General features: G+C 61.6%; 16 protein-coding genes and 1 pseudogene. 6 read left to right on the top strand and 11 right to left on the bottom strand.

Annotated elements, in window-relative coordinates; translation table 11 throughout:
* Position 1: 1 nt before the first annotated feature.
* Positions 2-370, bottom strand: coding sequence for a succinate dehydrogenase, hydrophobic membrane anchor protein (gene sdhD, locus H3221_RS19265; protein WP_074678171.1), 369 nt, complete (start codon positions 368-370; stop codon positions 2-4).
* Entirely contained in the window at positions 364-738 is a 375-nt protein-coding gene (sdhC, locus tag H3221_RS19260) for a succinate dehydrogenase, cytochrome b556 subunit (RefSeq protein ID WP_013715379.1), read from the bottom strand. Before sdhC ends, sdhD begins: the two co-directional genes overlap by 7 nt.
* Positions 739-1,101: 363 nt before the next feature.
* Between sdhC and gltA the strand changes: the two genes are divergently transcribed.
* On the top strand, positions 1,102-2,385 hold the full coding sequence (gene gltA / locus H3221_RS19255; protein WP_059392428.1) for a citrate synthase: 1,284 nt from the start codon (positions 1,102-1,104) through the stop codon (positions 2,383-2,385).
* Positions 2,386-2,448: 63 nt separating this feature from the next.
* Here the strand turns inward: gltA and H3221_RS19250 are convergent, their stop codons facing one another.
* The 3 genes from H3221_RS19250 to H3221_RS19240 form a co-directional block, all read right to left on the bottom strand.
* Entirely contained in the window at positions 2,449-3,048 is a 600-nt protein-coding gene (locus H3221_RS19250; RefSeq protein ID WP_196474845.1) for an START domain-containing protein, read from the bottom strand.
* Positions 3,049-3,114: 66 nt separating this feature from the next.
* A complete protein-coding gene (locus tag H3221_RS19245) occupies positions 3,115-3,366 on the bottom strand; it encodes a YkgJ family cysteine cluster protein (RefSeq protein WP_196474846.1) in 252 nt (83 codons plus the stop codon).
* 73 nt (positions 3,367-3,439) lie between these two features.
* Positions 3,440-4,312: an NAD(P)-dependent oxidoreductase gene (locus H3221_RS19240; RefSeq protein WP_196474847.1), complete on the bottom strand. Its 873-nt coding sequence runs from the start codon at positions 4,310-4,312 to the stop codon at positions 3,440-3,442.
* A 309-nt stretch (positions 4,313-4,621) separates the two neighbouring features.
* Here H3221_RS19240 and H3221_RS19235 point away from each other — a divergent pair, with 309 nt between their 5' ends.
* The 3 genes from H3221_RS19235 (at position 4,622) to rhtA (ending at position 6,687) form a co-directional block, all read left to right on the top strand.
* Positions 4,622-5,170 (top strand): exonuclease domain-containing protein, encoded by a 549-nt coding sequence (locus tag H3221_RS19235; RefSeq protein WP_196474848.1) that lies wholly within the window; start codon positions 4,622-4,624, stop codon positions 5,168-5,170.
* A 138-nt stretch (positions 5,171-5,308) separates the two neighbouring features.
* Positions 5,309-5,590 carry a pyrimidine/purine nucleoside phosphorylase gene (ppnP, locus tag H3221_RS19230; protein ID WP_196474849.1) on the top strand — a complete coding sequence of 94 codons (282 nt, stop codon included), beginning with the start codon at positions 5,309-5,311 and terminating at the stop codon, positions 5,588-5,590.
* Between the two features lie 245 nt (positions 5,591-5,835).
* A complete protein-coding gene (gene rhtA, locus H3221_RS19225) occupies positions 5,836-6,687 on the top strand; it encodes a threonine/homoserine exporter RhtA (protein WP_196474850.1) in 852 nt (283 codons plus the stop codon).
* Here the strand turns inward: rhtA and H3221_RS19220 are convergent.
* The 5 genes and pseudogenes from H3221_RS19220 to H3221_RS19200 form a co-directional block, all read right to left on the bottom strand.
* The gene (locus H3221_RS19220) at positions 6,684-8,441 is read right to left on the bottom strand and encodes an ABC transporter transmembrane domain-containing protein (RefSeq protein WP_196474851.1); all 1,758 of its coding nucleotides are present in this window, start codon (positions 8,439-8,441) and stop codon (positions 6,684-6,686) included. The genes rhtA and H3221_RS19220 overlap by 4 nt on opposite strands.
* An 8-nt stretch (positions 8,442-8,449) precedes the next feature.
* Positions 8,450-8,865 (bottom strand): annotated as a pseudogene (locus tag H3221_RS19215) (DoxX-like family protein).
* A complete protein-coding gene (locus tag H3221_RS19210) occupies positions 8,858-9,292 on the bottom strand; it encodes a thiol-disulfide oxidoreductase DCC family protein (protein ID WP_196474852.1) in 435 nt (144 codons plus the stop codon). The pseudogene H3221_RS19215 and the gene H3221_RS19210 overlap by 8 nt, the downstream one beginning before the upstream one ends.
* Positions 9,289-9,879, bottom strand: coding sequence for a DUF1287 domain-containing protein (locus tag H3221_RS19205; RefSeq protein ID WP_196474853.1), 591 nt, complete (start codon positions 9,877-9,879; stop codon positions 9,289-9,291). The genes H3221_RS19210 and H3221_RS19205 overlap by 4 nt, the downstream gene beginning before the upstream one ends.
* 9 nt (positions 9,880-9,888) lie before the next feature.
* A complete protein-coding gene (locus tag H3221_RS19200) occupies positions 9,889-11,004 on the bottom strand; it encodes an ATP-NAD kinase family protein (RefSeq protein ID WP_196474854.1) in 1,116 nt (371 codons plus the stop codon).
* 147 nt (positions 11,005-11,151) lie between these two features.
* On the opposite strand from H3221_RS19200, the gene H3221_RS19195 reads away from it, so the two are divergent.
* Positions 11,152-11,328 carry a PA1571 family protein gene (locus H3221_RS19195; RefSeq protein ID WP_196474855.1) on the top strand — a complete coding sequence of 59 codons (177 nt, stop codon included), beginning with the start codon at positions 11,152-11,154 and terminating at the stop codon, positions 11,326-11,328.
* Between the two features lie 41 nt (positions 11,329-11,369).
* Here H3221_RS19195 and msrB read toward each other — a convergent pair whose 3' ends face one another.
* Complete coding sequence (msrB, locus tag H3221_RS19190; protein ID WP_160017939.1) at positions 11,370-11,765, bottom strand: peptide-methionine (R)-S-oxide reductase MsrB; 396 nt, start codon at positions 11,763-11,765, stop codon at positions 11,370-11,372.
* 274 nt (positions 11,766-12,039) lie between these two features.
* Here msrB and H3221_RS19185 point away from each other — a divergent pair, with 274 nt between their 5' ends.
* Positions 12,040-13,251, top strand: coding sequence for a pyridoxal phosphate-dependent aminotransferase (locus H3221_RS19185; RefSeq protein WP_160017938.1), 1,212 nt, complete (start codon positions 12,040-12,042; stop codon positions 13,249-13,251).
* Position 13,252 lies beyond the last annotated feature (1 nt).

Raw genomic sequence — 13,252 nt, 5'->3', positions numbered from 1 at the left:
ATCAGAGACCCCACAGAATCTGCACGCCCCAGACGAACATCGCGAACATCGCAATGCCACACACGGCCTGGAACAGGAAACGCACACCAGTCGCCCACTTACCCAGCGCCATCGGCGTCAGGTAGTCGGTGGAAATGGTCCACATGCCAACCCAGGCGTGCACGCTCAGTGCAACGAGGGCCAGCAGGCTGAAGATGCGCATTGCGGTATGCGAGAACAGACCATGCCATTCGGCGTAGCCCATACCCGGATTACAGATCACATAGCCCAGCAGAAACAGCGTGTAAGCCGCGAGAACGACCGCAGAAACGCGCTGAGCCATCCAGTCATAGAGGCCCGAACGCGAGAAATTCGTGACATTGGTTACCATATCCACACCCCCAGCAGCACGATCACGACCGCCGCGACGGCGATGACGATTTTCGAGCCCAGCTTGCCGCCTTCCAGCGTCTCGCCGATGCCCATGTCCATGATCAAGTGGCGCACGCCGGCCACCAGGTGATACAGCAGAGCGGACAGAAGACCCCAGATCACGAACTTGGCCAGCGGGCTGGTCAGGCATTCTTTCACCTGGGCGAAGCCCTCTTCGGAGGTCAGCGACTTGTCGAGGCCGAACAGCAGAATGGCGATACCGACAAAGAGGATGACACCGGAGATACGGTGAAGAATGGAGGTGTAAGCGGTGACTGGGAGCTTGATAGTCCTAAGGTCTAGGTTTACAGGTCGTTGGCTATTCACGGCTTTTTTATCACACTGAGAGCCCCTAACTATCAGGGCAAAGTTGTTGGGAAGTGCACTGGTCAGGTACCCATCACCCAATGAGTGACAACCGCCATGACACGGCCCTAAAGCCTGTGGCGGTCGGCCGCAGAGTATAGACAGTTAGCAGACTAATGACAATGCAATGCCCTACCCCAAAAAGCGCATTGCAGCCTGTAAACAAATGGCGTAAATAGCGCCCTTTTTTCGTTGAAAATACCGTTCAAACCCTTCTACTGCCTGGGTTCTCGCAAATTGACTTTCGGATTTATCCCACTATAGTGGTGCGGGCCCTGCGTGGGGGGCTGTCTGATGATTTCAAGCATAACTAGGAGGCCACATATGGCTGACAAAAAAGCGCAGTTGATCATCGAGGGCAATGCCCCCGTCGAACTGCCCGTTCTGACCGGCACTGTTGGTCCCGATGTAATCGATGTGCGGAGCCTGACCGCCACGGGTCGGTTCACCTTTGATCCTGGTTTCATGTCGACCGCCTCTTGCGAGTCGAAGATCACCTATATCGATGGCGACCAGGGTATCCTGCTGCACCGCGGCTACCCCATCGAGCAGCTCGCTGAGCAATCCGACTACCTGGAAACCTGCTACCTGCTGCTCAATGGCGAACTGCCGAGCAAGGAAGAGAAGGCCAAGTTCGTCAGCACCATCAAGAACCACACCATGGTTCACGAGCAACTGAAGACTTTCTTCAACGGTTTCCGCCGAGATGCCCACCCGATGGCCATCATGTGCGGCGTGGTTGGCGCCCTGTCCGCCTTCTATCACGACTCGCTGGACATCAATAACCCGCAGCACCGTGAAGTGTCGGCCATGCGCCTGGTGGCCAAGATGCCGACCATCGCCGCCATGACCTACAAGTACTCCATGGGCCAGCCCATGATGTACCCGCGCAATGACCTGAATTACGCGGAAAATTTCCTGCACATGATGTTCAACACCCCGTGCGAGATCAAACCGATCAGCCCGGTGCTGGCCAAGGCGATGGACAAGATTTTCATCCTCCATGCCGACCATGAGCAGAACGCCTCCACCTCCACCGTACGCCTGGCGGGCTCCTCGGGTGCCAACCCGTTCGCCTGTATCGCAGCCGGTATCGCCGCGCTGTGGGGCCCGGCACACGGTGGCGCCAACGAAGCCGTACTGGCCATGCTCGACGAGATCGGTGACGTTTCGAACATCGACAAGTTCATCGCCAAGGCCAAGGACAAGAACGACCCGTTCAAGCTGATGGGCTTCGGTCACCGCGTGTACAAGAACCGCGACCCGCGCGCCACCGTGATGAAGCAGACCTGCGACGAAGTCCTCGGCGAGCTGGGCATCACCAATGACCCTCAGCTGGAACTGGCCATGCGCCTGGAAGAGATCGCCCTGACCGATCCGTACTTCAAAGAGCGCAACCTGTACCCGAACGTCGACTTCTACTCGGGCATCATCCTCAAGGCCATCGGCATTCCGACCTCGATGTTCACCGTTATCTTCGCCCTGGCGCGTACCGTGGGCTGGATCTCGCACTGGAAGGAAATGCTCTCGGGCCCGTACAAGATTGGCCGTCCGCGCCAGCTGTACACCGGTTACGAACAGCGCGATCTGCCGACTAACCGCGACTGATAGCGCCACGAGACAAAAAAGGCTGCCAATCTGGCAGCCTTTTTTATTGCCGATATCCCGAACTCAGCGCCCTTCTACCTTCGCCCGCAGGCCCCGCAGCGTCTGCAGCGGCGCATCGACGACGAAGCTATTGGCCAACCAGGAGGGCACGCTACCACCCGGTTCGGTATGCACCTCGTAGGTCACCTCCACCCTGCCCTGATCCAGCGGCTTCAGGTGCCACTCACCGTCAACGCGCGGCACCCGCACGAAGCCCTTCTCCTCCGGCAATCGCTGCGGCACTGCCTTGAGCACGCGGGTGACAGCGCCATCGGCATCAGTGCGCGTGGTCACCTGGATCACCGAGTCACGCGCCTTCACCGGCCAGGGCATGTCGAAACGGGTGTACAGCTCGCTCACATCACCCTCGGTTTCGAGCAGCCGCTGCTGCTGACAGCTGAAGATCCAGGAGCACGCCCCCGCGACATCCTCCTGCGCCGCTTGCACCGCAGCCAGGTTCGCGTTGATCGTCACCACACCGCGATAGGCCTTGTACTTGGACCCAGGTACATCGGCCAGGTAAACGCTCACACCGTCTTCTTCGCGCTCCAGTTGCCACTGCCTCTCGGCAGCCTGGACAGCGCTCGCACACAACATCATGGCCAGAACGGAATAACGCATCATCTTCGAGCAACTCCCGGTGGGACTGTTTGCGTTTCGACCCGCACGGGCCAAGAGCGGTTCACATCGTCAGGCAGTCGCCTGCTCCAGCCAACCCAACATACGAATGGCGCTTTCGCGATCATCCGCGCACAGCTGCTCTTCCGCCTTGAACCCACCGCACACTGCGGGCCTCTCGGGACGACCAAAGATGGCGCAGAGAAACTCGGCATTGAGGTGAATGCAGCGCACGCCAGCGGGCTTGCCCTCAGGCATACCCGGAATAGGTGAACTGATGGAAGGCGCGATGCAGCAGGCACCGCAACCGGCACGACACTCCATGAAACGACCTCGATTGGAAGCAAACGGCGGCGATCCTAATGACCTCCGCGCTTGCCGTCGAGGTCTTTGGCGATCAGCGGTTACGCTGCAGGCGAGCCAGCAGGCTGGAGGTATCCCAGCGCCCGCCGCCCATGGCCTGAACGTCGGCGTAGAACTGATCGACAAGCGCCGTGACTGGCAGTTGGGCGCCGTTACGACGCGACTCCTCGAGCAGGATCGACAGGTCCTTGCGCATCCAGTCGACCGCGAAACCGAAGTCGAACTCGCCAGCCAGCATGGTCTTGTAGCGATTTTCCATCTGCCAGGACTGCGCCGCGCCCTTGCTGATCACATCGACCACAGCATGGCCATCGAGCCCCGCGCACTGAGCGAAGTTCAGTGCCTCTGCCAGCCCCTGAACCAGGCCGGCAATGCAGATCTGATTGACCATCTTGCTCAGTTGGCCACTCCCAGCCGGCCCCATCAGGCGCATCATTCGCGCGTAGCTCTGGATGACCGGCTCGGCAACCGCATAGGTCTCGGCCTCGCCACCGACCATCACAGTCAAAATGCCATTGACCGCGCCGGCCTGGCCGCCTGATACCGGCGCATCGAGAAAGCCCAGGCCACGCTCGGCCGCAACAGCCGCCAGCTCACGCGCCACATCGGCGGAGGCGGTGGTGTGATCTACCAGAATGGCGCCCGGCGCCATGCCGGCGAACGCGCCCTGCTCGCCCAGAATCACGCTGCGCAGGTCGTCATCGTTACCGACGCAGCACATCACCAGCTCGGCGCCCGACACAGCCTCGCGCGGGCTAGGCGCACTGCTGCCGGCATATTCACCCATCCACTGCTCAGCCTTGCCAGGCGAGCGGTTATAGACCGTTACCTGATGACCGTTGCGAGCCAGATGCCCAGCCATCGGATACCCCATGACGCCCAAACCGAGAAACGCGACCTTTGCCATAGCAACCTCCAGCAGATATAGACGCCAGAGCCTAACGGGCATGCCGCTAATCATCAAAGCTTTTGCAGCACACCTTCCCCTCATCTGACGCTACGCGCCACCTTCCCCCGCCGGGGAAAGACATCAGGAGTGTTCGCTGTGCGACTCTCGCACCAAGGTCGTTTGCCCTGCTCGAAAAGGCCTTCCATACTGCCTGCGATTCCGTTCAGAACGGGAGGCCTGAGCTTGCCTCGGCCCTGATGCCAGGAACCTTTTCCATGCAGCGGGGCCGAAGCGCAACAGATCGCAGACAGGTTCTAAGGAGCGCCCATGGGGCATTGGCTAGTCATCGACCTGGAGGCCACCACCGATGAGGGTGGCTGGGCGATGGAGGAAATGGAAATCATCGAGATCGGCGCCAGCCTGGTTGGCGTGGATGGCCATGAGCGGGATCACTTTCAGCGTTTTATCAAACCACAGCGCCGCCCATGCCTGACCGACTTCTGTCGCGAACTCACCCACATCAGCCAGGGCGATGTCGACAGTGCAGCACCATTACCCCTGGTCTGGGCTCAATTCGAACGCTGGCTCATGCAACATGCATCGCGCCTGGTCGGCTGGAGCAGCTGGGGCGATTACGATCGACGTCAACTGGAACAGGAGTGGCGCCAGCACCGATTGCATAGCCTGCTGGCTGACGTGCCACACCTCAATCTCAAGCAAGCTTTCGCCAAGGCGCGCCAGCTACAGCGCCCGGTAGGCCTGCACAGCGCGCTGCAGTTGGCCGGCATGCAGTTTCAGGGGCAACAGCACCGCGCCCTCGAAGATGCACGTAACACCGCACGCCTGCTGCCGCTGGTACTGCCTCTCAAAGACTGATGACGAAAAAAAGGCGCTTGGGCATACTGGCGGCCCTTTTATGGCCTGCCATTCATGGCGGCTACCCTTCGGGCCGTCGCCACACGACGTAAAACATGGTTCTCAGCAAATTTTCCACCCCCTTCCGAGGAATCGCAGATGTTCAAGGTCAACGAATACTTCGACGGCACCGTCAAATCCATCGGTTTCACCATGGCCGAAGGCCCTGCCACCATCGGTGTAATGGCCCCGGGCGAATACGAGTTCGGCACCAGCCAACTGGAAGTCATGCATGTGGTTGCCGGCGCACTGACCGTCAAACTGCCAGGCAGTGAAAACTGGAACACCTTCGAAGCCGGCAGCAAGTTCACCGTCGAGGCCAACAGCAAGTTCCAGCTCAAGGTGGCCGTAGACACCGCCTACCTCTGCGAATACCGCTAACAGGCCGTTGAAAAACTACCTACATTGGCAATACCGCGTTAAAAGCGACCTCGCGTGCGAGGCCAGTCAAAATGCTCATTTACAGCTTGTAAAGTCGAGCGCGACTCCGACCGTTTTTCGGTCGTTTTTGCCTTGTCTTGCCTGCCTAGCCTACTTTTTTTTCAACGGCCTGGCAGCAACTAGGCGCCACGAAGAACCGGCCTCAGCGGCCGGTTTTTTCTTTGACCATCATCAGGATTCTGTCCATGCAACGCTCCGCCCTTCTTGTTCCCATCGCCCTGCTCGTGGTGGCTATGGTCTCGATCCAGAGCGGCGCGTCGCTGGCCAAGAACCTGTTCCCACTGGTAGGCGCCGAAGGCACCACAGCACTGCGCCTGGTGCTCGGCGCGATCATTCTGTCGCTGGTGATGCAGCCCTGGCGGGCCAGGCTGGATCTGCGCAAGTGCCATGCCCTGCTCGCCTACGGCCTGGCGCTGGGCGGGATGAACCTGATGTTCTACATGTCGCTGCAGAGCATCCCGCTGGGCATCGCCGTGGCGCTGGAATTCACCGGCCCACTGGCCCTGGCGCTGTTCTCTTCACGCCGTCTGCTGGATTTCGTCTGGGTGATCCTGGCTATCGCAGGCCTGTGGATGCTGCTGCCCACCGGCGCCACGCAAAGTGCCATCGACCCTCTCGGCGCAGCCCTGGCCCTCGGTGCGGGCGTTTGCTGGTCCCTGTACATCATCTTCGGGCAGAAAGCCGGCGCCCGGCATGGCCGCCACACCGTCGCCCTGGGCACCTGGGTCGCTGCCTTGCTGGTATTGCCCATTGGCATCTGGCATGCAGGCACTGACCTGCTGAGCGTGGACCTGCTGCCCATCGCCCTCGGCGTCGCACTACTGTCCTCAGCTCTGCCCTACAGCCTGGAGATGGTCGCCCTCACGCGCCTGCCAGCGCGCACCTTCAGCGTGCTGATGAGCCTGGAGCCGGCAGTCGCCGCCATGTGCGGCCTGGCCTTTCTCGGTGAGAAACTGCTCTGGGGCCAGTGGCTGGCCGTCGGCGCCATTATCGTCGCCTCGGCCGGTGCGGCCGCCACTATCAGACCCAAGAGCTAGTTGCCAAACTGCAACTCGGCCAACCGCGCATAGAGCGGGCTACTCTCGATCAGCTCGGCATGGCTGCCGATCGCAGCCAAACGGCCATGCTCGATCACCGCGATGCGATCGGCCTGCTTCACGGTGGCCAGGCGATGAGCGATCACCAAGGTGGTACGCCCGGCCATGAGTGACGGCAGCGCCTGCTGGATCAGGTGCTCGCTCTCGGCATCCAGCGCGCTGGTAGCCTCATCGAGCAGCAGGATAGGCGCATCGGCGAGCAAGGCACGGGCAATCGCCAGGCGCTGACGCTGGCCCCCGGAAAGCCCGAGCCCGGCCTCCCCCAGATGAGTCTGGTAACCCTGCGGCAGGCGCTGAATGAACTCATGCGCATGCGCTGCCCGTGCGGCCGCCTCCACCTCGGCCTGGCTGGCATCCAGGCGACCATAGCGAATGTTGTCGTCGACCGAACCGAACAACAGCGCAGGATTCTGCGAAACCAGTGCAAAACTGGCGCGCAGCTCGCGTGGGTCGAGCTGATTGATCGGCACACCGTCGATAAGGATGCGCCCGCCCTGCGGATCGAAGAAACGCAGCAGCAGGTCGAACAGTGTCGACTTGCCAGCCCCGGACGGCCCCACCAGTGCCAGCGTCTCACCCGCCGCCACCTGCAGGTCAACGCCATCGATGGCGTAGCTGTCCGAACGCGACGGATAGGCGAAACGTACGCTCTGCAGCTCGATGCGCCCCTGTACCGGCTGCGGCAGATGCTGCGGCTGCTCCGGCGCCACGATGGCGTTAGTGGCTCGCAGTAGCTCGCCGATACGCTCGGCGGCGCCTGCAGCGCGCTGCAATTCACCGATCACCTCGCTCAGCGTGCCGAAGGACGAGCCAACGATCAGGCTGTAGAACACGAAAGCTGCCAACTCACCGCCAGAGATGCGCCCGGCGATCACGTCCATGCCGCCGACCCAGAGCATCACCCCGACGGCGCCGAGCACCAGCACGATGACCACGGTGATCAGCCAGGAACGCTGGGCGATGCGCTTGCGCGCCACATCGAAAGCCGCTTCGGCAGACTCGCCAAAACGGCGCTTGTCCTCGTCCTGGTGGTTGTAGGCCTGCACCGTCTTGATCTGTCCCAGCACCTCACCGACATAGCTGCCGACATCGGCCACGCGGTCCTGACTCTGCCGCGACAGTGCGCGCACACGGCGGCCGAACAGCAGGATCGGCGCCACCACCAAGGGTAGAGCCAACAGAACGATACCGCTGAGCTTGGGATTGGTGACCACCAGCAGCACGCTGCCACCGATCAACATGATCAGGTTGCGCAGTGCCATCGACAGTGACGAGCCGATTACCGACTGCAGCAAGGTGGTATCGGCAGTCAGCCGCGACTGGATTTCCGAGCTGCGATTGCTCTCGTAGAAGCCAGGATGCAACTCGATCAGGTGATCGAACACACGCCGACGGATATCCGCGACCACCCGCTCGCCGATCCACGACACCAGGTAGAAGCGCGTGTAGGTGCCGAAGGCCAGCGCCAATACCAGCACGAAAAACAGCAGCAGGGACTGCCGCAGCGCGGCCGGCGACTGCGTGGCCAGCCCCTGATCCACCAGCAGTTTGATGCCCTGCCCCATGGATAGGGTGATCGCCGCCGTGAACATCAGGGCCAGCAGCGCGCCAAGCACCCGGCCGCGATAGGGCGCGATAAAGCGCCAGGCCAGACGTATGGCGCCACGCTGGCGAGAAGAAAGCATCGATGTCATGACGGGTCTCAGGAGTCAGCAGCCGAGGGCGCTTCGGCCAACCAGGCCACTGCGCACAAGGCCAGCGCAGCCAGGTTGGTCGAAAGCGGATTGAACGCCTGAATCAACAGATGGGGGCTCAGCAGCACGACATCAAGCAGCAATACCAGCAACACCGCGCCAGCGACCGGCAGGGGCCAGCGCTGGCGCTGCACCGTCAGCAGCAGGACGCCCACAAGGATCTCGGCAATACCGCCAGCAGCCGCGATCAGTTGCGGCGCGAACAGCGGGTGATCTGGCAATCCATGGGCCGCGATCATCGCCACCTCGTCAGGGCTTAGCCAGAGAATCTTCGGCGCCAGGCCATGCCAGATGAAAACCACTGCCAGAGCCAAGCGAGCGAGCGAGCGAGCCAGGCGATCTGCGCCAGGCGCCGCTCAGTCATGCAGAAAGCGCTCAGCGTGATCGGCAGTGGGCAGCAGGCAGACCTGGTAGCGCCCGAACAGGCGGTAGCGATTCAGCGCGATGCGGTCATAACACCAGTCACGCAGTGGGCGCGGAATCAGGCGCAGCCAGGCAAGAACACGCCAGGGCTGGGGCAGGAGGGCGAGAATGCGCAACAACGCGGTGGAGCGTACATGCAAGCCTGCCTCATCGATCAGCGCCATGGTGTCGAAACGGTCGGTCGGCAGCCCATGCCAAGCCAGCAACGCCTGGCCTTGCACCGACTGCACCGAAGCCAGGCGAAACTGGCGTTGGCGGTCATGCCGAATGAGGAATCTCGCCCAGCCATTGCACAACTTGCAGACGCCATCGAACAGCACGACACGCTCGCCTTCAGCAAGACCGGGCGGCAGCGACTGCTGCGTCATTGGCCAGCGCTCGCCTGTTGCGCCAAAGGGCGGTAATGGCCGGTGATGCGGTAGGCGAACAGAATGTCTTCTTCCTGCGTGCCACGGCCGATGTTGTGCAGCACCAGCGGCGTAGCCGTTGGCGCCTGACGATCACTGATGATGCCAATATGAGTGAGACCACGACCCAGATCCCAAGTGACGATATCGCCGGGCTGGTATGCAGCGGCCTCCTGTTTGACCGGCAGCAACCAGCCCTGGCGCGTGAACCAGGTCATCAGGTTGGGCACGCGTCGGTGGTCGATATTGCTGTCCGGGCGACTCAGTCCCCAGTTCTTCGGATAGACGGAGAAGTTGCCACGCATATCGCGATGCACCGCTTCCTGCAGATCCAGCCCCTGCTGACGCAGTGCGCGGATCACCACGTCGGTGCAGACCCCGGTTGCCATGGGCACGTCGCCGCCCGGATAGCTCAAGCGGCGATAGGCCGGGTCATAGCTCAGGGTCACGCCGATCTGCTTGCGTGCATCCAGCACCAGTCTGTCTGCCTCAATGGCCTGCACGGCAAAAGCCAGCAACCCGAGCAGCAGCGCGCTCACTATGCGCATATCGATCTCCTATCGACTCAGGGGGTACAGCAGTTCTTCCTTATAACCGGCCCAGACCCGCACTGCATCGGGAAACGCGTCGTCCAGACTCACGTCGCCACTGTCAACCAGCAGCGGCCGACCTTCCAGCGTCGCCAGCTTGCGCTTGGTCGCCACCACGCGCAGACGCTCCAACCCCACGGCGAGCAGCACGCGCGGGCTGATCTGCTGGTTGCCGCGACCGATGATATGGCCCTGACCACCAATCGCGGTCACCAGCAGGTAAGTCGGGTGCCCCTCGACCAGGGCGAACAGCTCGACTTCATTGACGTCGCGGGCGATGACCCGGCCATCCTCGATCACATCGACGCCGAGCAAGGTGGTTTCCAGACCAAGATTCTGCGCCAGACCGTGCAGGGTCGAGCCGGGACCGAACACGTAACGCGCACCCGGCTCCCACTCGCTCTCGAGCCAGGCGGCCAGATCAGCCAACACCAGCTCTTCGGACTCCACACCACCCTGTTTCACCGCCTGCACGTAGCCGCCCTCCTGCGGCACGCACAACTCGCCGTACCAGCGCGCGGTGACGCGGCCTTCGCGCAGGGCGCTCTCGTCGATGTCACGCACCTCGCCGCTGGCCAGTCGTACCAGGCCGCCCTCCACCAGGCGCGCAGTCAACTCGCCCGCTGCACGCGGGCTGATGGCGTAGACGCCGGACTGGATCTTCACCCCAGCTGGAATGCCCAGCACCGGCTGCCCATGCCGGACAGCCGCGCACACATCGCGCGCGGTGCCATCACCGCCAGCGAAGAGGATCAGCGCAACGCCGGCGTCCTGCAACTGCTGCACTGCCTGGCGAGTGTCTTCGGCGGTGGTTGGCTGTACGCCGAGCGACCCCAGCAGACGGCGCTCGAAGCCCATCTGCGCCAAAAGATCGCCACCCATAGCGCCCGGATAGCTGAAGAACTCGATGCGCTCGCGCAGGGTCAACAACTGTTCAAGCGCGGTGCGCGTACGTTGCGCCGCCTTTGGCTCGACCCCCAGAGCCAGCGCCTGCTCGGCCATGCCGTCACTGCCCTTGAACCCTGCAGGGCCACCCAGCCCGGCCAGTGGATTGATGATCAGACCGATATGAAAACGCGACATGAATTCCTCGTTCCACACAGACTGGCACGCAGCCTGCAATACGACTTTCGCAATGTGTTTTGTGACATAGTTCCTACGTCGCAGCTGTCACCGCGCCTTCATCTGGAATCTCTAAAGTGGCGCGCATCACTGATGAGGAGACAGGCCATGAGCTTGCAAGATAACCCAGCCCAGTACCCCACCGCAGCCAAGCAACAACAGGAGCTGGTGGGCGGTTTTATCATTGATGGTCAGGGCCGCGAAGTGCCCATTACCGAAGAGATGATCAAACAGGCCTGCGATGCTCTGGAAGAAAGCCGTCAGCGCACCAGCCAGCAGGCTTGAACCTCCTGCGCCAGACACGCAATGTGCCTGGCGTACCGGCCTCAATCGTGTGGCACCAGCTTCAACGACAGTGAGTTGATGCAGTAGCGCAACCCGGTCGGACGAGGCCCATCGGGGAATACGTGCCCCAGGTGCGCGTCGCATTTGGCACATTTGACCTCGATCCGATGCATACCGTGACTGTAATCGTCGAGGCTGGCGATCACCTCGTCGTTGATCGGCTGAAAGTAGCTTGGCCAACCGCTTCCAGAGTCGTATTTGGCATCCGAGTCGAAGAGCGCCTCGCCGCAGCAGGCGCAGTGGTAAATGCCAGGGGTCTTGCTGTCGTGATAAGCGCCGGTGAACGGTCGTTCCGTGCCGCCCAGACGGCAGACATGAAATTGCTCGTCAGTCAGTTCTTCGCGCCAGCTATCCAGGGGTTTATCGACTTTATCCACGAACAGGGTTCCTCCTCGGTAATTAGGCAATACGCGGCGTTACAGCTAGCACCAGCATTTGACAGCTTCGACGGTGAGGGTTCTACGACTGCAGCGCCATTGTGCGCCGCGTGGCAGGCCAGAAAAAAGCAGGACGGGTACCTTTGCCGCGATCAGGTCGCCACGTATGATTCGACCCCAGTCTGTCACCCACGTTACAGGCTGCCAAGATTCCTCCGGTGGGAGAATTTTGCAGCGTACTTCAGTGGGTTCTCCATAGCTCGGGATTCCTTACATGCAGGTCAGCAAATCGAACAAGCTCGCCAACGTCTGCTACGACATCCGCGGGCCGGTGCTCAAGCACGCCAAGCGTCTGGAAGAGGAAGGCCATCGCATCCTCAAGCTGAACATTGGCAACCCGGCGCCGTTCGGTTTCGAGGCGCCGGAAGAGATCTTGCAGGATGTGATCCGCAATCTGCCAACCGCGCAGGGCTACAGCGACTCCAAGGGTCTGTTCAGCGCGCGCAAGGCGGTGATGCAGTACTACCAGCAGAAGCAGGTCGAAGGCGTCACCATCGAGGACATCTACCTCGGCAACGGCGTGTCCGAGCTGATCGTCATGGCCATGCAGGCGCTGCTCAACAACGGTGACGAGGTGTTGATTCCGGCGCCTGACTATCCGCTGTGGACCGCTGCAGTGGCTCTGTCTGGCGGTAAGCCAGTGCATTACCTGTGCGACGAGCAGGCCGGCTGGTTCCCCGACATCGCCGACATGCGCACCAAGATCACACCGAACACCAAGGCGCTGGTGTTGATCAACCCAAACAACCCGACCGGCGCGGTGTACTCCAAGGAAGTGCTGCAGGACATCGTTGAACTGGCGCGTCAGCACAATCTGGTGATCTTCTCCGACGAGATCTACGACAAGATCCTCTACGACGAGGCCGTGCACATCAGCACCGCCTCGCTGGCACCGGATGTGCTCTGCCTGACCTTCAACGGCCTGTCCAAGAGCTACCGCGTAGCGGGCTTCCGCTCCGGCTGGGTAGCCATCTCCGGGCCCAAGCACAGGGCACAGAGCTATATCGAAGGCCTGGATATCCTGGCCAACATGCGCCTGTGCGCCAACGTGCCGAGCCAGCACGCGATCCAGACCGCGCTCGGCGGCTACCAGAGCATCAATGATCTGGTACTGCCCAACGGCCGCCTGCTGGAGCAGCGCAACCGTGCCTGGGAACTGCTCAACGACATTCCTGGCGTCAGCTGCGTCAAACCCATGGGCGCGCTCTACGCGTTTCCCAGGATCGACCCGAAAGTCTGCCCGATCCATAACGATGAGAAGTTCGTCCTCGACCTGCTGCTGTCAGAAAAACTGCTGATCGTCCAGGGCACCGCCTTCAACTGGCCGTGGCCGGATCATTTCCGTGTGGTCACACTGCCCCGCGTCGACGACCTGGAGCAGGCCATCGGCCGTATCGGCAACTTCCTCAAGGGTTACAGCCAGTAAG

Source organism: Pseudomonas chaetocerotis, from assembly GCF_015712105.2.
Lineage (GTDB): Bacteria > Pseudomonadota > Gammaproteobacteria > Pseudomonadales > Pseudomonadaceae > Aquipseudomonas > Aquipseudomonas chaetocerotis.
This window is presented reverse-complemented; position numbering and strand designations above follow the sequence as displayed.